Origin of the sequence: Gordonia otitidis (genome assembly GCF_020735545.1) — a bacterium.
In the GTDB taxonomy this organism is placed as follows: domain Bacteria; phylum Actinomycetota; class Actinomycetes; order Mycobacteriales; family Mycobacteriaceae; genus Gordonia; species Gordonia otitidis.
The window spans coordinates 2740758-2760285 of the sequence record NZ_CP085974.1; the positions used below are offsets into that span (position 1 = coordinate 2740758).

Below are 19528 nucleotides of genomic sequence, written 5' to 3' on the forward strand. Positions count from 1 at the left end.
GTCATGAGTGTGAACCTCCGATGGCATCGGGCGACGACGCCGACCGACGTGACCGGCGGTCGAGTTCGTCTGCGAGAATGGGAAAAGCGGTCGTCGCGGACTGGAAGCCCAGCGCGCTGGAGATCTCCATCACTTCAAGGATCTCCTCCTTCGTCGCGCCGTGGTGAATTGCGTTGCGAATGTGTAGCTTCCAGCCTTTGACGTAGAGATGTGTCGCGGCAGAGTCGAATGCGATGTAGATCAGTTCTTTGACCTTGGGCGAGAGGGACCCCGTGCGCCACGGCAATGCCGAGAACTCGGTGTACGCCTGGAACATCTCGGGATCGAGTTCGAGGATCTCGTCCCAGAACTCATGCCAGTAGCCGCGCTCGGTGGTGAACTGCTCCTGCAGGGACCGCTGGTATGAGGTCAGTTCGGCCGGCGTGTCGCGCAGACCCTCCTCCTCGAGCACCTCGGTGAGCAGGGGCACACCGATATTCATCGCGTGAATACCGAGCGTTGCGGTCAGCTCGATGGTTTCCATGATCTCGTCGGGCGTGGCCCCGTGGTCGAGTGCGGCCCTGATGTGTTGACGAACGCCGGGGCTGTGCAGATGCGTCGCGGCGGCGTCGACCGCGAGGTAGATCAGTTCCTTGGTCTTGTCGTCGAGATGGTTCTTCTTCCACGGAACCTCGGCGAGGTCGGCATAGGCGGCGAGAAAGGCCGGCCGCAGGTCGAGAATCGACTGCCAACCGTCGTCCCAAGTCCCATGAATATCCCGAATGCGTTGAGCGAGCGCATTCTTCGATGCTTCTGAGTCCGCTCCGGAATCTTCGGCCACGGGATCGTCGACGTTGTTGTCGATCCAACGTGCGATCTCCGTGTGGTCGGCGCCCGGTTCCAGTTGGGTCTGGGCACGCTCCCACATCGCGACCGCCTGCTCGCCGAGCAGCGCGGGCGCCCCCACCTTTGCGGCCAGGTCGGTGGCGATCTTCATGTCCTTGAGCATCAGCGCGAGCGCGAAGCCGGAGTCGTACGTGCCGGGGAGAATGAAGTTCGGGTACTTGTTGTCGGTCGAGCCGCTCCGGCCGCTCGACGTGTTCACCATGTCGATCAGCACCGCCGGGTCGAGTCCGAAGCGTTGTGCAGCGGCTGCTGCCTCTGCAGTGGCCAACAGGTGTGTGGCCGAGAGCAGGTTGTTGATCGCCTTGATGGCGTGCCCGGCTCCGACGTCGCCGCCGAGCCGCGGGGTGCCCAGCGACTCCAACACGGGGCGGACCGTGTCGAAAGCCTCGGGGGAGCCGCCAACCATGATCGTGAGCTTGCCGTTCTCTGCGCCCTTGACCCCACCGGAGACCGGTGCGTCGACCAGGGTCACGTCGGCTGCGGACAACGTCTGTGCGAGTTCGCGAGTCGACGCCGGATCGGACGAGCTCATGTCGACGACGACACTTCCGGGCGCGAGTGCAGCAGCGTCGAGCAGATCCCGGACGACGGCTTCAACGACCGTGGAGTTGGGCAGCATGAGGATGACCACCGACGCCGCCCGTGCCGCCTCGATGGCCGTGGCAACGCCGGTACCACCGTTGGCGGTCAACCGATCCCGAGCCGCGGGGTCGAGGTCGAAGCCGGTGACCCGATATCCGGCGCCGATCAGACGCGCAGCCATCGGGGAGCCCATGTTTCCCAGTCCGATGAGTGCGATGTCGGGAAGGACCTCGGTGCTCATCGGAGCGCTCCCACGCTGCTCTCGTCGGATGAGTTCGTGTCGGCCGCAACCGCCTCGACCGTCTCGGCCGCCGCCACGAAGTCGGCGTCGTCGAGTGGGTCGGCCCAGGTGGTGACTCCCAGGGAGATGGCGGTGTGCGTCATGAACGACTCGGCTCCCGCACCGTGCCAGTGTTTCTCACCGGGTGGGCACCAGACCGTGTCGCCGGCCTTGAGCCTGCGGACCTCGGTTTCGGTCCCGATCAGACCTTCGCCTGCCAGGACCTGCAGGATCTGGCCGTGCTCGTGGTGATGCCAGAAGGTGCGCGCCCCGGGAGTGAAGTTGACCGAGTTGATGGTGATCCCATCGGTGGCGGGCATGGTCAGGTAGTTGTACACGTTGCCGGTGAACTTCGACCCTGTCTTGCCTGCGGTGCCCGAGTGGTCGACGGAGTGAATGAGTTTCATGCGTTGTCCTCGTTCGTGGTGGGTTGTAGGCGAACGTTCCCGGAGAGGTCGCCGATCGCGTCGACGACCGTGTTGCTGATGCGGTCGGCGTAGCCGAGTTGGATCGCGAGGCCGAAGGCGGCAACCGGTGCGGACGAGTTGGGACTCGTGACGCCGAGACCCGCGGCCAGATCGCAGTACGCGAGGACGTCTTTCATCATCAACGAGTTGGTGAGACCGCCTTCGAGGTAGTCGCCGTGGATGATCTTCGGGAAGCGGTTCTGGGTCGCGAAGTTGACGCCGGAACTGCTGTTCAACACGTCGAGCAGTACGTCGAGGTCGAGCCCGGCCTTGCGTCCGGCGACCATCACCTCGGCTGTCGCCGACAGCGAGATCGCGTTGAGGAAGTTGTTCAGCAGCTTCACGGTGTGGCCCGCGCCGACGTCGCCGCAATGAAAGACCTTGGCGGAAAAGAGATCGAGGATCGGGCGTGCGGATTCGAGAACGTCCCGCCGGCCGCCGACCATGAGGGTCAGCGCGCCCTTTTCCGCCGCAGCTGCTCCGCCGGAGATCCCGGCATCGAGCAGGGCGACGTCGCGTTCGGCGAGTTCGGCCGCGATCACCTTGGTGGACGCGGGTTCGGAGGTGCTGAGGTCGACGACGATCTGTCCCGGCGAGCAGTGCTCGAGGATTCCGTCGGCGCCCCTGACGACGCTCTCGACGATGCGGCTGTGCGGCAGCGACAGTAACACGACGTCCGCACTGCTGAGCACATCCTTGACCGAGGTGGCACCGGTCGCACCGCAGTCGGCCACGTTGGCTGCCACGGTGTCGAAGCCGATCACCTCGACTCCGGCGTCGACGAGGCAGCGTGCCATACGGCCGCCCATGTTGCCCAGGCCGATGAATCCGACGGGACCGCCGCGTCCGGGCTTCTGTGATGTGACGTCAGACAACGTCTGCTCCTCTCTGTGTGGCTGCGACGCAGCGCGATGGTGTTGGCGTAGGGGCGATGACGACCGCGAACTCTGCGGTGTCGTGCGCGGGGAAGCGCGTCATGACCTCCGGATCATGGCCGGGCACCAGGATGGCGTTTCGCTCGGCGACGATGCGCTTCATCGTGTCGAAGCCGGCGTACATCGCCTCGAGGTCGGCGACGACGAGGAACGGCATGTCCCGCTCGATCTCCTCGTAGTAGTGCGTCGCGTCCGAACTGAGCAGGACGGTGCCCGCCTCGGTGTTGACCAGGACGATCGCCTGCCCCGGGGAATGACCGCCGAGTTCGATCAACTCGATTCCCGGAGCGATGTCAGAACGACCCACGAAGAAGGTCATTCGTCCCTGGCGTGCGATCTCGCCGAGCAACTCAAGCTCCCGTGTCTCGGCAGAATGTCGAAACTGCAAGCGATGCGCCATCTCTCCGGTCCAGAAATCGAACTCGGTCTTCGGGGTGATGATCGGCGACCGCGGGAACAGGTCGAGGTTGCCGGCGTGATCGTAGTGAGCGTGGGTCAGGATCACGGTGGCGTCATCAGGGTCCACGTCGAGGGCCGTGAGTGCATCAGCGGGGTGGATGAGGTGGCCGCGTTGGCGTGCCCGCCCGCCCTCGACGCTGTATCCGGTGTCGACGACGAAGGTGCGCTGAGCGTTTCGCACGATCCAGATGAAATAGTCCATGCCGATCGGGCCGTCGGGCTCGTCGTAGAGATGATGATTGAGATACACGAGGCTACGCAGCGTCTGCCTCGACGCGTAGCGCACTGCGAGCACCTCGTAGACGTCGTCGTCCATCAGGTTCACCGGATTTCCGTTGTGCATGTGTCCCCGGGGCCGAGGACTGAGATGTCATACGGTAAGGCAATATCCGGCCCATGCCTATGGCGTTGATCGACGGCAGCTGATCTGTGCGCAAATCTTAAGCCGGACAGCGCGATTTCTAGATCTCCTTACCCCGAGACGTCAATAGGCTGAGCGTTGGATCAGACGGCCATGACTCGGATGTATGACAATCAATGCAGGAGGAACCATGAAGTTCGACGACACGCACGACGAGACATATCGCGAGGGCATCGAGATGCGTAAGACGGTGCTCGGGGCGGCGCACGTGCAACGCTCACTCGACAATGTCACCGAATTCTCGCGGCCCATACAGGAATTGGTCACCGAGTACTGCTGGGGTGCGGTGTGGACGCGTCCGGGGCTGGATCGCAAGACGCGGAGCCTGCTGAACCTCGCCATGCTCACAACACTCAATCGCGGACATGAGTTGGCAGTTCACGTTCGCGGCGCTGTCACCAATGGCTGCACCGAGGAAGAAATCCAGGAAGTGCTGATCCAGACCGCGATCTATGCCGGGGTGCCCGCGGCATTGGAGTCGTTCCGGATTGCAGAGGCAACCCTCTCGGAGATCCGCGTCAACGCCTGACGACTCGCGCGCCTGACGACCCGGGCGCCTGACGATTCGTTCGACCCCGGACGCTACCGTGCCGACATGGGTACCGCGTCCGGGGTGCGTCGCGCGGTGGTGCGAAGACGAAATGCCGCGGGTGTCTCGCCGGTGGTGCTCTTGAATACCTGACCGAAGTGCGATGCACCGGAGAAGCCCCAATGTGTGGCGATGGTGGCCACCGGTACGTCCACCTTCACCGGGTCGGCGAGCTCTTCGCACGCGCGCGCCACCCGGCGCTCCCGGATTCGCGCTGCAGCGCTCTGACCGCTGAGTCGGAAGATGTTGTGCACGTGCCGAACTGAGAGATGATGCGCGGCCGCGAGCTCGTTGACGTCGAGATCGGGATCAGGCAGACGCTCCTCGATGTGACGATACATCTCCCGCAACAGGACGACGTGCGGGTCGGATTCCGACCAGCTCCCGTCGCAGTCGTCGAGGATCACCGCGAGTCCGAGTTGGGCGGCGCTCCGCATGACCCGGTAGCGCTGGCGGCCATCGAGCATCTCATAGCCTGCAACGATGGTGTTCAACAGATGGGTGAGCGCCCCCGTGAGCGACCCCTGACCCGCGCGGATCGCCGTCAGTCCGAACTCTGCAAGAGGTATCTCCACCTCACTCCAGGGAATCGACAAGTCGACGCTGCGGCTGTCGGGTGAAGCCGCCGTGGTAGCCGTCCGGCTGGTGAGCACCCCCGTGTCACCGGGCCTCAGCGTCGTTTCGGTGGTTCCGGAACCGACTCTGCTGTGCCCGGTGAGCTGGACTCGCACCACCGTCGACGATGAGTCCGGATAGGTGGGAAAGCTTTGTCCGGCAACGTCTTCGGAGATCAACTCGGTGACCCGGACATTGGTTGCCGGAGCCGTGAACGATCGCACAGCCGGTGATCGGCCGGGGCCGGGGCCCGAGAACCTGCCGCCAGTGCGTCCACCCGACAGTGGTGTGCGCTTTTGGCCCATGCCTGCGCATCGATCAGCATCTACATTCATCTGTGAACCGCGCAACACAGAACCTCCGGTGTGACCCATGACTCGTCATGATTGTATGACAATCGTACAACAAGTCCAGGGGCGGCGCGGTCGAGCGGCGATCGTCCGAATGCGATCGAGACGTCTGAAAGGAATCGGTAGCGATGCACAACTTTCCACGGCCGACGCAGGAGCGGCTCTACGCCCAGCGATCACCGGTCGACGAGACCTGCCCGGAATGCGGCAGTTCAACGGCAGTCGCCGAGTACCGGGTGCTCGGCGAGGGTGGCTGGTGGGACGTCACCAAATGCCAGGACTGCCTGTACACGGTGACCAAGACGAGGACACCGAGGCTGGGTTCGTTCACACCTGTCGTACCCGCCAGGACAGCCGCTGGCGTCGGGCAGAGGGGGGAGTGAGCACGATGTTCGGAGTTGATGTCGGCGGTACCTTCACTGACGTCGTCGCGGTGCGCGACGGCAAGATCTCGGTGACCAAGGTGCCCAGTAGTCGTTCCAATCCCCCGGCGCCGGTTGTCGAGGGTGCCAAGAGACTCGGCGTGGCCGGTAGCACTGTCTTCAACCACGCCAGCACCATGGGGCTCAACGCGGTCATCGAGCGGCGACTGCCCAAGATCGCATATCTGACCACGGACGGTTTCCGGGACGTCCTCGACCGGGGAAACGTGCACCGCCCGCTGGACGCCCAGACCGATCCCGCATGGCGTCGGTCGTTCGGCGATGCCAACCGGCCGCTGGTGCCGAGATACCTGCGGCGCGGCGTCGTCGAGCGTGTCACCGCCGACGGAAACGTTCTCATCGAACTCGACGAGTCCAGTGCGCGGCATCAGCTCGAGGTGCTCGGCAAGTGCGGCGTCGAAGGCATCGCCATCTGTACCATCAACAGCTACGTCAACCCGGCGCACGAGATCCGCCTCAGGGAACTCGTGCACGAGGTTCTCGGTGACGACATGGTGGTGTCCATCTCCTCCGAGACATCGCCCCTGGCAAAGGAATACACGCGCGCGTCGACGACGGTCATCGACGTCTTCATGAAGCTGATCTTCACCGACTACTCAGCTCACATCGATCGCGAGCTGCGGGAACTCGGTTTCGACGGCGAGTTGAACTTCGCCGACTGTGCGGCAACACTTCTGCCGTGGCAGGAGGCGCTCAATCGCCCGTTCCGCATCCTGTTCGCCGGGCCGGCGGCAGGCACCATCTCCAGTGTGCGACTCGGCGCCGCCATCGGAGAGAACAACCTCCTCTGCGCCGATGTCGGCGGGACATCGACGGACGTGTCGTTGATCGTCGACGGAAAGCCGTTCATCGAGAACACCTTCGAGCTCGAGCACGATCTCGTGATCAATGCGCTCTCGACCGAGGTGTACAGCGTCGGTGCAGGCGGCGGCAGTCTGGTCGGGATCGCGCCGTCGGGCGGCATTCAGGTCGGTCCGGGGTCGGCAGGTGCAGAACCGGGACCGGCCTGCTACGGGCGCGGGGGCACCCAGCCCGCAGTGACCGACGCCTGCCTGTTGATGGGCATCCTCGACGGCGAGGCGTTCGCCGCAGGTGAGATGTTCCTCGACAAGGAGGCTTCACGCGCGGCGTTCGAAGCGCTCGACACTCCGATCGACTTCTCTGAACGTGTCGCCTCGGCGTACTGGCTTGCGGTGTCGAACATCGCCGAAGAAGTCCTCAATGTTGCTGTGCGGCACGGCGTCGACATCCGCGACTTCGCGCTCATGTCCTACGGTGCTGCTGGACCCATGCTGTTGCCGGCGGTGCTCGACCTGCTGCCACTGAAGAACGCGATCATTCCGCCGTACCCCGGGCTCTTCTCCGCGCTCGGACTGCTCTCTACCGATCAGGTCTTCTACGAATCACGTAGTGCATACATGGTGTTGTCCCCGGACAACGCCGACCAGGTGGCCGAGGTCTTCGACGAGATGGAGCGCACCCTGCGCGAACGCGTCGGTGCCGCGGGCGCAGACCTCAGGGTCAGGCGGAGCTTCGACGGACGCCTACTCGGCCAGAGTTGGGAAACACCCTTCATCGAGATCACCGGCGACACGATCACACAGGACACCGTGGGCGACATGATCGCGGCATTCCACCGCGCCTACGAGGACCGCAACGGCCATCGCTTCGAGCAGATCCCGGTGGAAGGCGTCACCTATCGCGTCGAGTTGATCGTTCCCTCGGAGAAGGTGGAGTACATCCCCGTCGAGAACCGGGCACCGTTCACCGCATCGCCCGACAGGTTGATCACTCTGGAATACCTCACCGACACCCCGGTCACTGCGGGCGAGTACCAGCGGGCAGAGCTCGCCGTGGGTGCGACCGTGGAGGGTCCCGCGGTGATTCGCGAAGACCTGTCCACCACCATCGTCCTGCCCGAGCAGACGGCACTCGTCGGGCGGTGCGGCGAGCTCATCATCGAAAGGAAGACGAAATGACACTCGTCGAACAGGCGGCTCCCGTGGAGTCGTCGCAGATACGTGATCTCGACGCCGAGATGTTCACCCACCTCTACGGGTGCGATCGATACACCGCCACCGTTCTGAGCAACCGTTTCGACTACCTCGTCGAACACATGAGTGCTCGCCTGCTGACCGGTGCATTCTCGCCGGTGCTCCGCGACTTCTACGACCTCGCGTGCACCATCAGCGGACCGACGGACCTCGATTACCTTGTGCCTGCGGCGAGCAACGGCATCGTGCTGATGGCTGGCACCGCACTGGACGGGGTCGCCAACACGGTCGAGGAGTTCGGTCCGGAGAACCTCGCCGAAGGCGACGTGCTCATCTCCAACGACCCCTACCGCACGGGCAACCACAACAACGACCTGACATTCATCCGGCCGGTCTTCGTCGACGGCAGGATCATCGGCTTCGTCAATCTCAATGCGCACCAACTGGATATGGGTGGTGTGGTTCCGGGCGGCTTCAGTGCGACGAAACGAAACGTCTACGAGAACGGGCTGGTGATCTCACCACGCCTCTTGGTGCACAAGGGCGAGAAGGTCCCCGAGACCTGGAATCTGATCTTCGACAACGTCCGGATGGCCGACATCCTCTACCCGGACATGCTGACGATCTGCTCCAGCCTCGAACTCGGCGAACAACTGTTGCTCGAGTCCGTCGAGCGATACGGACTGGCGGCGGTGCACGGCACCATGCGCTACGTCTGCGACCTCGGTGCCGAATCCATGGCAACCGCGTTGTCGGTGCTCGCCGACGGCGACTGGACGGGGAGCGAGCAGATCGACTGCGACGGGGTCGACGACACCGAGCACTATTCGCTCGAGGTCGCGATCCGCAAGCGGGGCGCGCGCATTGAGGTGGACTTCTCCGGGACGTCACGGCAGGCGCGTAGCTCCGTCAACGCCACCGCGTGGGACACCAAGACATCGGTGGGCATCGCCCTCAAGTACCTCTTCCTCCCGCACGGGCGGTTCAACTCCGGCCTCTACCGCAACGTCGACATCGTCTTGCCGGAGGGCACCATGCTGTCGGCGCTTCCGCCCGACGGTTGTGTCTTCATGTACTGGGAACAGAATCAGATCATCCTGACCGCCATGCTGCGTGCGCTCGCCGATGCGGTGGGTGACGCCGCGATCGGCGGCGATCGTGGCAGTGCCGACCTGCATACCGCTTTCGGTGAACTGCCGGACGGAACGCAGTGGGTGTCGGCGCTGCAGTGTGGTGGAGAGGTGGGCCCCTACGGTGCCAACCAGTTCGGTGATGCCGACAGTCAGTGCATGAGCTATCAGGCCAACGGCGTAGCACCTCCCATCGAAGCGATCGAGAAGAACGCTCCTGCCGTTGTTCTGCGACATGAGATGAAGATCGACTCCGCTGGGCCCGGTCATTTCCGTGGTGGTGCTGCGGTGCTCCGGGATACGGTGTGGAAGCTCGACGCCGGACACTCCCTGACATCGTTGCGGTACAAGAACGCAGCGGGTTTCGGCGCACAGGGCGGCAAAGACGGTGCCCGCGGTGGCATCTGGATGTTCGAGCCGGGATCCGACGGTGCGGTGTCGGCGCCTGATGCCGACGACGCGTCGTATCGTGCCGCAACGCCGTGGGCCGGGGTCGTCGACCCCGAGACGCACCTTCCGTCCGACGACGGTGAATTCGTGTACCCGTTCTCCGCCGACCGCAACGTCTCTCGAGCCAATTCGGTGATCCGTTATGTCACCAACGCCGGCGGCGGTTGGGGAGACCCGTTCACCCGTGATCCGCAGAAGGTACTCATCGACGTCCGTGATCAGTACGTGTCGGTGGAAGGCGCTGCGCGAGACTACGGCGTCGTGGTGATCGGCGATCCCGAGAACGATCCCGAGGGCCTGGTCCTGGACGAACAGGCGACGAATGCCCTGAGAAAGCCCCACACGGGGAACACACAGACGGAAGGACAGCGACGATGACCGGCAGCTTGTTCGCGCCACCGAGCGCCGTCGACAATCGATCGGTTGTCGACACCCTGATCGCCCGTGCGGCAGACCTGCGTCCGCGGCTACGGAAGATGCAGGCACAGCACGAGGACCTCGGCGGCTACAGTGCCGAGATCCACGAGGAATTCCTGGACGCGGGGTTCTATCGGGCACTGGTTCCGCGCCGCTACGGTGGCTTCGAGATGGGCCTCGACGACTTCATGCGCCTCGGCATCGAGATCTCGCGTGCAGACCCGGGAGTGGGGTGGAGCTTCATCCTCGGCGCGGGTCACGCCTACCACGTGGCATGCTTCTTCGACGAGCAGGCACAGGAGGAACTGTTCGCGGGAACGTTCATCGCTCCCGGTCGAACGGTGCCGTCGGGCAAGGCTGTCAAGGTGCCGGGCGGCTATCGACTCAGCGGGCGATGGGACTACTGCTCCGGTTCAGCATGGAGCACCCATGCGATGGTGCTCGCACGGACAGAAGGCCCCGACGGCGAGGCAGGTGAGCAACGGATCTTCATCATCCCCCGGTCCTCGTACACCATCCTCGACGACTGGGGCGGCGACCAGACAATCGGTATGCGTGCCTCGAGTTCGAACTCGATCACCGCGGAAGACGTTCTGGTTCCCGATCACCTCAGTGTCGTCTACGACTTCCGCGACCACGTGCTCGGGACCGAGGGCACACCCGGGTACCGGCTGCACAAGAATCCGATGTACCTCGGTCGTACGCTCACCTACTTCAACGCAGAACTCGTGGCGACGCAGGTCGGCGCGGCGTGGGCGGCGATCGACCAGTTCGAGGAGTTGATGGAGGCGCGCCCGGCCAGCTTCCCGCCGCGGACCCCGCGCATCCAGACCCCCGAGTACCACCGGTGGTTCGGAAACCTACTCGCACAGATTGATTCGGCCGAGAACCTGCTGATCTCCGCCGTGCGTCAGCACGAGGCACTCGGCCGGAAGTGGGTCGATACTGGCGAGGAGTTCACCCCGGAGCAGGATGCACGCCTACGTGGGATCGTGCAGACCGCGGCCCGGATCGCCAACGATGCCGTGGATCTCGCGTTCTCCACTGCGGGCAGCACGTCCGCCAAGAAGGGCTCGTCGATGGAGAAGTACTACCGTGACGTCGCGATGTACAAGACGCACATCGCCGCACAGTGGGACGTGACGTTCAATTCGTTGTCGCACTTCCACTTCGGAGAACCGCTGGTCTTCTGATTGAGCTAGACCGCGAGTCGCCGCAGGCTCCGCACCGCGTTGTCTGCGGCGACCCGCAGGTGGTCGTCGTAGAGCTCTTCAGCGCGGTCGGCGTCGCCGTCTCGTGCCGCGTCGACCACGCCGCGGAGCTTGTCGATCGAAACCGAATGGTCGGCGGGCATGCCCTGAGCCCGCAGCACGCGCAGTCTGCTCTGCAGATTCCCGACCAGGGATTCGAGGACCGGGCTACGCGCGCCCGCCACGATCACGGCGTGATAGTCATCCACGGCGTCGAGAATGCGCAGCGGTTCACCGGATTCCGTCGCTTCGGCGAACGCCTCCGCGGCTGCGGCCAACGCGATGATCTGCGACCTTGCCGCACGCTCGACGAACCGTCGGACCAGGAGTCCCTCGAGACGACGACGCGCCTCGTAGAGTTCCTGCGCTTCCTCCACCGACGGGGAACTGACGATGGCGCCCTTCTGCGGCACGACGGTGATCAACCCCTCGGAGGTCAACTCGCGCAGCGCCTCACGCACCGTGGTGCGGGAGACACCCAGTTGTTCGATGAGTTCTCGTTCGATCAGACGTTGGCCGGGGGCGAGTGTGAAGTCGAGTATGGCCGCGCGCAGTGCGTCGATGACCTGTTCGCGTAGCGGAGCTGCCACCCGCCCCACCGGACCGGGCGTCCAGCTCTCGGCCAGCGTCTTGCTCGGTGACACTTCTCTACTGGCAGCCACGCGCTCTCCCTACCCGCTTCACACCTGTACGACAAGTCTACGAAACAGGAGTTGGTGGTGAGGTGCTCATACCCGGCGACGACGGCAGAAGACTCTCATTGTCATATCGTCCGATACACCTGAGGAAAGGTCGCGAATGCGCGCGCATGCAGCAGTGATGGTCGCCGAGGACGCCCCGCTGGAGTACCTGGAGATCGACTTTCGGCCGCCGGCCCCGACCGGCGTCGTCGTTCGAGTCGAGGCGACCCCGTTCTGCATCACCGACTGGCTCGGCGTGCGCGGAGCGCTGGGGATCGCCGCTCGCGGAATCCTGCCGACGATTCTGGGGCATGCTGCGGTGGGTGAAGTGGTCGACGTGGGAGCCGACGTCACCAGGGTCCGCGCCGGTGATCGTGTGATCGTTCCCGCCACGCCCGAATGCGGTCGCTGTCAGTGGTGCGCGCACGGGCGAATGGATCAGTGCGCCGAGCTGTTCGCGCCGCCGGCTGTGATCGGCTCGACCACCGACGGAGTACCCGTCACCGCATACGGCAACGTCGGCAGCTACGCCGAGGTCGTTGTCGTCCGGGAGATCGGGGTGTTCGCCGTGCGCAGCGATCTCCCGGCCGAATGGCTCTCGATGATCGGCTGCGGGATCTGTTCCGGCGTCGGAGCGGTGCTCAACGTGGCGCAGGTGCGTCCCGGCAGTTCAGTGGCGATCATCGGTTGTGGCCAGGTGGGGCTGTGGATGGTGCAGGGGGCGCGTCTGGCCGGGGCGGACCGCATCATCGCAGCCGATCCGGACGAGTCGCGTCGTAGCAGCGCGCTCCGGCTGGGCGCGACGGACGTCATCGACTCCGGCGCGGTCGACGTCGTCGGGTGCATCAAGGATCTGACCGCGGGCATCGGGGTCGACTACGGCTTCGACGCCGGCGGGACCTCCGGCGCTGTCGTCGACGCGTTCAGGGCGACGTCCCTGGCGGGAGTGGTTGTGCTCACCTCGCTCGAAAGCACCTCCGCGACAGTGACGCTCCCGCTGTTCGACCTCGCACTGCGCGGTCGGGACGTGCGCAGCGCGCAGTCGGGACGCACCTCGTTCACCCGCGACATCCCGTTGTACACGCGATGGCTGGAGACCGGGCAACTCGATGCGGCCGCGCTGCTGGGTAATCGTTATCGGCTCGGCGACGTGAACGGGGCACTCGACGCCGCTGGGCGGCGCACAGAGTTGACACCCATGATCGTGAACTGACCTCTTCGCCCGCAGCATCGTGCTTCACGTTATCGACACGGATGTGCACATTTCTCCGATGTGGGTGACGTGCATCACGCCATACCGTGAAAGCAATCCACAAGACATCTGGGAAATCGACAGACGTAAGGGTCTCGGTTTCCGAGCACGGAGGAGCAGCGATGACAACCACGAATCCCATTGGCGCCGAGGCGGCACCCCGCGTCGATGCCGACAGCTACCGGGCCATCTTCCGGGACCATCCCGCGGGGGTCGCGGTCATCACCGCAGACGCAGGGAATGGGCCCGCGGGGCTGACCGCGACATCGGTGTCGTCGGTGTCCGCCACTCCGCCCATGATCGTCTTCTCGCTGTCGAACGCCTCGTCCGCGGCGCCGACGATCGCCGCAGCGGACACCGTCGTGGTGCACATGATGACGGCCGACCAGATGCACCATGCACTCACCTTCGCCACGAGTGGCATCGACCGGTTCGCCGACCGCTCCACCTGGACGCGACTGCCCAGCGGAGAACCGCTGCTGCAACCGGCCGCACGATGGATGCGCGGAAAGGTCGTCGATCGCGTCATCGCGGGGACCGCGACGGTCCTGACCGTCGAAGTGCTCGAGACCCACATCGACAACGATGCCGATCCGTCGGTGCCCCTCGTCTACCACGACCGCGCATGGCACACACTCGGCGAGCATTCACGCGTGAGCTGATCAACCACACGTTTGCCAGAAGGAGACGATCATGACAACCCTCACCAGCAACGACGGCTTCGTCGAGCACTATGACGCCACCAAGCTCCGGAAGTCCTTCGTGCGTTCCACGTCGTGCATCAACCGCATCCACCATGCGCGTGAGGAACTGTTGTCGGGCAAGCCGGTACTGCTCGTCGACGACGACGGTGACGAGGCCGCGGGCCACTTGGTGATCTGCGCCGAGCAGGCGCGGGTTGGCGCGGTGTCGTTCCTGGTGCGTCACAGCTCCGGGTATCTCTGCGTGGCAATGGAATCCGAACGGTGTCGCAAGCTCGGACTGCCGCCGGCCTGGGAGTCGGACGCACCGGATCGCAGTCGATTCGACTATCGGATAGCAGTGGATGCTGCGACCGGCATCGGCACCGGGATCTCGGCGACCGATCGTGCTCGGACGGCGCACGTACTCGCCGACGAGGCGACGGTTCCGGGTGATCTGACACGTCCGGGTCACGTCATCCCCGTCGCCGCGGCGCCGACAGGCGTGCTCACCGCGGATGCATCAGTGCCCGAGTTCGTCGTCGAACTCGTGCGCGCCACCGGCAAGAATCCGGTGGCGATGTACGGCGCGATGGTCGGTGAGGGCATCACCTCGCTGCCGAGCCGACGCGAGCTGTTGGACTTCGCGGCACAACATTCGCTGGTTGTGCTGACGCACAACGATATTCGTATGGCGGTGGCTCATCGGGACGGACGTTCACCCGAGGCTGCGGTTCTGGTCGAGGCAAATGACACCGTCCGCATTTATCAGATCGACGGCGTCGGTCTCTCGACGCCGTGCCACGTTGTCGCGCCGGCGCAGTTGCGTCGAGAGTCGGAAGTCGTCGTAGAGGTCCGCCAGGTAGAGGGTGTCGCAGGGCTGCTCACCGGCTTGTCGACAGCTTTCGCTACCGCGTCGTCGACAGATACGGTGACCGTGTACGTGCCGTCGACGTCGCGACTGACGCAGATCCTCGCGCCGACCCTCGTGACCCGGGCACTCGACGCAGTGGGTTGCACCGCATCGGCGCGTCGCGACAACCTCTCGTCGCACCGGGCTCACCTGCCGGCCCGAGAACCCGTCGCAGCGACGAACTGAACGTCATCCCTGCATACGCCTCACTCGATCACAGTTAGGGTTTCATGGAATTCACACATACGACGCTCGGCCAGCGGGTGCGTTTCGCAACGGGGCACGCTGCCGAGCATCTGCGATCGGAACTCTCCGAGCAGGGCATCTCGCGGCCGATGGTGATCGTGTCCGACCGCGACCGTCCACTGGCGGACGCCGGAACCGCCGACACGAAGCCCTCGGTGTGGTGGAGCGACATCGCCCAGCATGTTCCGGTGCAACTCGTGGAGCGGGCCACCACTGCTGCGCGGGACAGTGGCGCGGATGGAGTGGTCTGTATCGGTGGCGGATCGATCACCGGACTGGCCAAAGCTGTTGCACTGCATACCGGACTGCCCATCATCTCGGTGCCCACCACCTACGCGGGGTCGGAAGCCACCAACGTGTGGGGGATGACCGAGAACGGCGTGAAGACGACCGGCGTCGACGACCGTGTGCTCCCCGCAGCGGTGATCTACGACGCGGAACTCGTACGCGGGCTGCCGACCGAACTCGCCATGGCATCCGGACTCAACGCCTTGGCACATTGCGTGGATTCGCTGTGGGCGCCCCGAGCGGATCCCATCAACCGGGCCCTGTCGCTCGAGGCTGCAGGCGCGCTCTCGTCGGCGCTGCGCGGGATCGCGGTGGACAGCGGCGACACGGAAAGTCTCGAAAAGGCGTTGTACGGTTCCTATCTCGCAGGGGTCGCGTTCGCGAGTGCCGGTTCAGGACTGCACCACAAGATCTGCCATGTACTCGGTGGCGCCTTCGATCTCCCGCATGCGCAGACGCACGCGGTGGTTCTCCCGCACGTTCTGGCGTTCAACGCGCCGGCGGTGCCCGATCTCGCGGCACGCCTCGCGGTAGCGCTGGGCGCCACGGCAGCCGGGCAGGGTGAGGTGACGGCGGTCGCGGCACTGAACGAGCTCTATTCGGCCGTCGACGCCCCGAATCGTCTGTCGGATATCGGCTTTCCCGACGACGGTGCTGAGCTGGTGGTCGATCGCATCCTCGAGGTGGCCCCGCCGTCGAACCCGATGCCGCTGACCCGGAGCGCACTGCTGTCGCTGCTCGCTGCCGCTCGGGTGGGAGCGCCCGCAGTCGGCGACGACGCAGGATCTCGTGTCGAGGGCGATGCGCGATGAAGGCGGCCGTTCTGCAGACCCTGGCCTCCCCCTTCGTCGTGGAGGAACTCGACTACCTGCCCCCCGAACCTGACCGGGTGTTGGTGCGCACCCACGCCACCCCCTTCTGTTCGACCGATTGCACCAACTGGGCGGGCAAGTTCGGCAAGGTGCCGCCGGTGATTCTCGGACACGCATCCATCGGAGAAGTGGTGGAGGTGGGACGCGACGTCCGACATGTGGCCGTGGGACAGCGGGTCGTCGTGCCGGGCACACCGGAATGTGGGCGCTGCTACTACTGCTCGATCGGACGTCCCGATCAGTGTTCGGAGCTGTTCGACCGTACCGACGGTTATCCGATCGTCGCGATATCCGGTGCGGGGCAGAAGGTCCGTGCGTCGGGAAACGTAGGCGGGTACGCCGAGCTGATGAGTGTGTCCGCCAACCAGGTGTTCGCTGTCGAGTCCGATCTCGGGTCCGACGTGCTCTCCCTCATGGGCTGCGGCATCATGACCGGTGTGGGCTCGGTGTTCAATGTCGCACGGGTTCAGCCCGGCGAGAGCGTCGCGGTCATCGGCTGCGGTCATCTGGGACAGTGGGTCGTACAGGCGGCGAGACTCGCAGGAGCTGCGCAGATCTTCGCGATCGACCCGGTTGCCGAACGCACCGCGATGGCATTGAAACTGGGAGCCACACATGCGATCGACCCGGCCACGGAGGACGCAATCGAACTCGTGCGTGATGCCACGGCCGGCAGGGGAAGTGACCATGCCATCGAGGCTGCGGGACCTGCGGGCTCGCAAGAACTCGCGGTGGCCGTGACCAGGAGGGCGGGCACCGTGGTACTCAACGGGGTCAAACAGCTCGGGACGACGGTGACCTACCCCCAGGTGTCGATCGCTGTGCAGGGGCGCGCGATCCTCTCCTCGCAGAACGGCAATGTGCGCATGCGTCGCGACCTCGCGCGCTATGTGTCCCTGCTGGAGGGAGGTCTCCTCGATCCGGAGCCCATCATCACCTCGCGGTATCGGCTCGACGGCATCAACGACGCCTTGCGGGCATCGGCCGAGCTGCGAGACCTCAGTGGGTTGATCGTCTTCGACCACTGAGGTCTCGCGACCCGCATCGGCACTTTCATGCCAGCGCGACCGCCCGGTGACCGGAGACCGTGAACGCCTCGTCGGCAAACGGGTTCTGTCCGTTCGTTGCGAGCGCGGCGAGACATTCACCCCACACCGGTGCGAACTTGAAACCGTTGCCGCTGAACGCGGTTGCGACGATCACGCCGTCGGATACCGTGTCGATGATCGGCATCTTGGTCGGTGTCCACGAATCCGAATGCAGTGACCATCGGACGACATCGGGTATCAGATCGGGGATCATGCGCTGAGCCTGCTCCCCGATCCAACGGAGCTGATCGCGGTCCAGTGCTGTCGGCCGGTCGCCCCAGTCGTCGAAGGCGTCGAGATCGATGTGTGGGCAGATCTTGATGCTGTACCCGTCGAGCGTCGGCACGCCGAACGCGTGCACGTCGTCGAGGTCGCGCATGAATCCGGGAAATCTGTCGGCGGTGAACATCTCGACGTGACGCGGCATCAGCCACGTCAGTGCGAACGTCTTGGTCTGCACCACATCGGAGAGATCAGGCAGTAGGCGTGCCGTCCACGGGCCTGCGGTCACCACGACTCGGTCGGCGGTGAACGGCCCCCGGCTCGTATGGACCACCACGCCGTTGCCGGAATCGACGACGTCGAGCACTTCTGTCTCGTAGATCGCCGACGCCCCGTGCGCGAGAGCCTGATCCGTTGCCGCGGCCACGGCCATCTCCGGGCGCATGGCTCCACCGAGGAGGTCGAGCACACCGATGTCGTCCTCCTCGACGTGGAACTGTGGGTAGCGTTTCCGCAGTGTGTCGGCGTCGAGAATCTCGCGCGGGAGATCGAAGTGATCGATCGATGCGAGTGTGGGTGTCAGGTCCGGGTGATCGGCAGGTGCGAGACTCAGTGCGCCCACCTCGAGTAGGACGTCTCGTCCATACGCGGCTCCGAGTTCGCGCCACAACTCCCGAGAGCGTAGGAGCGCTGGGGTGAAGAGTTCACCCTCTTTGGCTGCGACGCGGAACAGCCGTGACTCCCCGGCATATGCGCCCTCGGTATGAACACGTCCGAACTGTTCGACACCCAGGACGTCGACGCCCTGTTGCGCCAACTGCCACAACGTCATCGAGCCGATCGAACCCAGTCCGACCACGATCACCGAGTGATGTCGATTGCCGTCACTCATGACAGCGCCGGGCTTTCCCAGAGGTTGAGCGGGGTGCCGATACCGCGCTCGACCGCATTGCGGTACACGACAGTGCCCCAGGCGACATCCTCGACGGGCATGCCGCCGACCGAGAGGATCACGATCTCATCGTCGTTGCGACGACCCTCGACAGCCCCCGCCGCGACGGCGCCCAGATCGACCAGTTCCTCGCGTGGCATGGAGCCGTCGTGGATCATGTCCATGAACTTGCAGCCGATGATGGGAATCGTGTTGTGCGAGGGATATTCGGTCTCTTCGAACCACGCATCATAGAGACCGATGTTGTCGACGACTTTACGAACGTCGGATGCCTTGAGTCCCTCGTCGATCTCGCAGCTCGCCGGCATACTGAGGAATGCGCCGGGCTTGAGCCAGTCACGTCGGATCAACGGGTAGGTCGAGGGATCGCCGATCTCACCGGAGGTGCAGTAGGTGACGATGTCGCTGTCGCGCACCGCGTCTTCGATGTCGTCGACCTCGATGACGGTCAGTTGCGGAAACTCCTGGGACACCCACCCGGTGAACGTGTCGAGGCTTGCGCGACTGCGCCCCTTCACCTTCACGGTATCGATCTTCGGGCAGGTCGCCATGAACGCCGCCAACGAGGTACGAGCCATCACGCCCGGGCCGACGATTCCGACGACCTGTGCGTCTTCACGCGCCAGGAAACGTGCACCGACGCCGGGGACCGCGCCGGTTCGGTACGCAGACAACAGGTTCGCAGACATCAGTGCCAACGGTGCGCCGGTGTCGGTGTCGTTGAGCATGAACATGAGGATCGAACGAGGCAGTCCCTTCTCGCGGTTGGCGATGTTGGAGCCGTACCACTTCATACCGCTCGTGCCGAAGCTGCCACCGAGGTATGCGGGCATCGCCATGAATCGACGATCTGCGGTGTTCTTGGGCATGGTCTCGAACGGGGATTCGTCCGGAAACGTGACCATCGCGCCGTGCGAGTCACTGTTGGTGCCCGCCATGCGGTAGTCGCCCGAGTGCAACAGCACGAACGTCTGCTCCATGGCGTCGACACATGCTGCCATGTCGGTCACGCCCGCGGCGATCATGTCGGGTTCGGAAAGATAGCGGAAGTCGATGGAGGTGCTCATG

At 64.6% G+C, this 19528-nt stretch carries 18 protein-coding genes; 10 read left to right on the forward strand and 8 right to left on the reverse strand.

The genetic code is table 11. The features are described 5' to 3' along the window. Nucleotide 1: 1 nt before the first annotated feature. From LK459_RS12575 to LK459_RS12590, 4 genes are read right to left on the reverse strand one after another with little or no spacing between them, the layout of a single operon-like run. On the reverse strand, nt 2–1708 hold the full coding sequence (locus LK459_RS12575; protein WP_227918604.1) for an NAD(P)-binding domain-containing protein: 1707 nt from the start codon (nt 1706–1708) through the stop codon (nt 2–4). Beyond that, nucleotides 1705–2154 (reverse strand): cupin domain-containing protein, encoded by a 450-nt coding sequence (locus tag LK459_RS12580; protein WP_227918605.1) that lies wholly within the window; start codon nt 2152–2154, stop codon nt 1705–1707. The genes LK459_RS12575 and LK459_RS12580 overlap by 4 nt, the downstream gene beginning before the upstream one ends. Further along, nucleotides 2151–3089: an NAD(P)-dependent oxidoreductase gene (locus LK459_RS12585; RefSeq protein ID WP_227918606.1), complete on the reverse strand. Its 939-nt coding sequence runs from the start codon at nt 3087–3089 to the stop codon at nt 2151–2153. The genes LK459_RS12580 and LK459_RS12585 overlap by 4 nt, the downstream gene beginning before the upstream one ends. After that, nucleotides 3082–3951: an N-acyl homoserine lactonase family protein gene (locus LK459_RS12590; protein ID WP_227918607.1), complete on the reverse strand. Its 870-nt coding sequence runs from the start codon at nt 3949–3951 to the stop codon at nt 3082–3084. The genes LK459_RS12585 and LK459_RS12590 overlap by 8 nt, the downstream gene beginning before the upstream one ends. Before the next feature lie 208 nt (nt 3952–4159). Between LK459_RS12590 and LK459_RS12595 the strand changes: the two genes are divergently transcribed. Then, nucleotides 4160–4558 (forward strand): carboxymuconolactone decarboxylase family protein, encoded by a 399-nt coding sequence (locus LK459_RS12595; protein WP_064862740.1) that lies wholly within the window; start codon nt 4160–4162, stop codon nt 4556–4558. Between the two features lie 53 nt (nt 4559–4611). On the opposite strand, the gene LK459_RS12600 is transcribed toward LK459_RS12595, so the two are convergent. Further along, nucleotides 4612–5538 carry an AraC family transcriptional regulator gene (locus LK459_RS12600; protein ID WP_227918608.1) on the reverse strand — a complete coding sequence of 309 codons (927 nt, stop codon included), beginning with the start codon at nt 5536–5538 and terminating at the stop codon, nt 4612–4614. A 173-nt stretch (nt 5539–5711) separates the two neighbouring features. On the opposite strand from LK459_RS12600, the gene LK459_RS12605 reads away from it, so the two are divergent. Genes LK459_RS12605 through LK459_RS12620 form a run of 4 tightly spaced genes read left to right on the forward strand, consistent with a single transcriptional unit; the run spans nt 5712 to nt 11210 of the window. After that, the gene (locus tag LK459_RS12605) at nt 5712–5966 is read left to right on the forward strand and encodes a hypothetical protein (RefSeq protein WP_227918610.1); all 255 of its coding nucleotides are present in this window, start codon (nt 5712–5714) and stop codon (nt 5964–5966) included. 5 nt (nt 5967–5971) lie between these two features. After that, a complete protein-coding gene (locus tag LK459_RS12610) occupies nt 5972–8005 on the forward strand; it encodes a hydantoinase/oxoprolinase family protein (protein ID WP_227918611.1) in 2034 nt (677 codons plus the stop codon). Beyond that, the gene (locus tag LK459_RS12615) at nt 8002–9978 is read left to right on the forward strand and encodes a hydantoinase B/oxoprolinase family protein (protein WP_227918613.1); all 1977 of its coding nucleotides are present in this window, start codon (nt 8002–8004) and stop codon (nt 9976–9978) included. Before LK459_RS12610 ends, LK459_RS12615 begins: the two co-directional genes overlap by 4 nt. After that, nucleotides 9975–11210: an acyl-CoA dehydrogenase family protein gene (locus LK459_RS12620; RefSeq protein ID WP_227918615.1), complete on the forward strand. Its 1236-nt coding sequence runs from the start codon at nt 9975–9977 to the stop codon at nt 11208–11210. Before LK459_RS12615 ends, LK459_RS12620 begins: the two co-directional genes overlap by 4 nt. A gap of 5 nt (nt 11211–11215) precedes the next feature. Here the strand turns inward: LK459_RS12620 and LK459_RS12625 are convergent, their stop codons facing one another. Further along, on the reverse strand, nt 11216–11929 hold the full coding sequence (locus tag LK459_RS12625; protein ID WP_227918617.1) for a GntR family transcriptional regulator: 714 nt from the start codon (nt 11927–11929) through the stop codon (nt 11216–11218). A gap of 136 nt (nt 11930–12065) precedes the next feature. On the opposite strand from LK459_RS12625, the gene LK459_RS12630 reads away from it, so the two are divergent. From LK459_RS12630 to LK459_RS12650, 5 genes are all read left to right on the forward strand, one after another. Beyond that, the gene (locus LK459_RS12630) at nt 12066–13160 is read left to right on the forward strand and encodes a zinc-binding dehydrogenase (protein ID WP_227918624.1); all 1095 of its coding nucleotides are present in this window, start codon (nt 12066–12068) and stop codon (nt 13158–13160) included. A gap of 161 nt (nt 13161–13321) precedes the next feature. Next, complete coding sequence (locus tag LK459_RS12635; protein ID WP_007239299.1) at nt 13322–13861, forward strand: flavin reductase family protein; 540 nt, start codon at nt 13322–13324, stop codon at nt 13859–13861. 31 nt (nt 13862–13892) lie between these two features. Then, nucleotides 13893–14978, forward strand: a complete 1086-nt coding sequence (locus LK459_RS12640) for a 3,4-dihydroxy-2-butanone-4-phosphate synthase (RefSeq protein ID WP_227918626.1) — start codon at nt 13893–13895, stop codon at nt 14976–14978. 44 nt (nt 14979–15022) lie between these two features. Beyond that, the gene (locus LK459_RS12645) at nt 15023–16138 is read left to right on the forward strand and encodes a maleylacetate reductase (protein WP_227918628.1); all 1116 of its coding nucleotides are present in this window, start codon (nt 15023–15025) and stop codon (nt 16136–16138) included. Next, the gene (locus LK459_RS12650) at nt 16135–17226 is read left to right on the forward strand and encodes an alcohol dehydrogenase catalytic domain-containing protein (RefSeq protein ID WP_227918629.1); all 1092 of its coding nucleotides are present in this window, start codon (nt 16135–16137) and stop codon (nt 17224–17226) included. The genes LK459_RS12645 and LK459_RS12650 overlap by 4 nt, the downstream gene beginning before the upstream one ends. A gap of 25 nt (nt 17227–17251) precedes the next feature. Here the strand turns inward: LK459_RS12650 and solA are convergent, their stop codons facing one another. After that, on the reverse strand, nt 17252–18400 hold the full coding sequence (solA, locus tag LK459_RS12655) for an N-methyl-L-tryptophan oxidase (RefSeq protein ID WP_227918631.1): 1149 nt from the start codon (nt 18398–18400) through the stop codon (nt 17252–17254). Then, nucleotides 18397–19527 (reverse strand): tyramine oxidase subunit B, encoded by a 1131-nt coding sequence (locus LK459_RS12660; protein ID WP_227918632.1) that lies wholly within the window; start codon nt 19525–19527, stop codon nt 18397–18399. The genes solA and LK459_RS12660 overlap by 4 nt, the downstream gene beginning before the upstream one ends. Between the last annotated feature and the right edge of the window lies 1 nt (nt 19528).

What these genes read in the sequence shown, in the direction of transcription:
- LK459_RS12575 (WP_227918604.1), bottom strand. Translation starts at nt 1,708, where the DNA reads ATGAGCACCGAGGTCCTTCCCGACATCGCACTCATCGGACTGGGAAAC.
- LK459_RS12580 (WP_227918605.1), bottom strand. Translation starts at nt 2,154, where the DNA reads ATGAAACTCATTCACTCCGTCGACCACTCGGGCACCGCAGGCAAGACA.
- LK459_RS12590 (WP_227918607.1), bottom strand. Translation starts at nt 3,951, where the DNA reads ATGCACAACGGAAATCCGGTGAACCTGATGGACGACGACGTCTACGAG.
- LK459_RS12595 (WP_064862740.1), top strand. Translation starts at nt 4,160, where the DNA reads ATGAAGTTCGACGACACGCACGACGAGACATATCGCGAGGGCATCGAG.
- LK459_RS12600 (WP_227918608.1), bottom strand. Translation starts at nt 5,538, where the DNA reads ATGGGCCAAAAGCGCACACCACTGTCGGGTGGACGCACTGGCGGCAGG.
- LK459_RS12605 (WP_227918610.1), top strand. Translation starts at nt 5,712, where the DNA reads ATGCACAACTTTCCACGGCCGACGCAGGAGCGGCTCTACGCCCAGCGA.
- LK459_RS12610 (WP_227918611.1), top strand. Translation starts at nt 5,972, where the DNA reads ATGTTCGGAGTTGATGTCGGCGGTACCTTCACTGACGTCGTCGCGGTG.
- LK459_RS12615 (WP_227918613.1), top strand. Translation starts at nt 8,002, where the DNA reads ATGACACTCGTCGAACAGGCGGCTCCCGTGGAGTCGTCGCAGATACGT.
- LK459_RS12620 (WP_227918615.1), top strand. Translation starts at nt 9,975, where the DNA reads ATGACCGGCAGCTTGTTCGCGCCACCGAGCGCCGTCGACAATCGATCG.
- LK459_RS12630 (WP_227918624.1), top strand. Translation starts at nt 12,066, where the DNA reads ATGCGCGCGCATGCAGCAGTGATGGTCGCCGAGGACGCCCCGCTGGAG.
- LK459_RS12635 (WP_007239299.1), top strand. Translation starts at nt 13,322, where the DNA reads ATGACAACCACGAATCCCATTGGCGCCGAGGCGGCACCCCGCGTCGAT.
- LK459_RS12640 (WP_227918626.1), top strand. Translation starts at nt 13,893, where the DNA reads ATGACAACCCTCACCAGCAACGACGGCTTCGTCGAGCACTATGACGCC.
- LK459_RS12645 (WP_227918628.1), top strand. Translation starts at nt 15,023, where the DNA reads ATGGAATTCACACATACGACGCTCGGCCAGCGGGTGCGTTTCGCAACG.
- LK459_RS12650 (WP_227918629.1), top strand. Translation starts at nt 16,135, where the DNA reads ATGAAGGCGGCCGTTCTGCAGACCCTGGCCTCCCCCTTCGTCGTGGAG.
- solA (WP_227918631.1), bottom strand. Translation starts at nt 18,400, where the DNA reads ATGAGTGACGGCAATCGACATCACTCGGTGATCGTGGTCGGACTGGGT.
- LK459_RS12660 (WP_227918632.1), bottom strand. Translation starts at nt 19,527, where the DNA reads ATGAGCACCTCCATCGACTTCCGCTATCTTTCCGAACCCGACATGATC.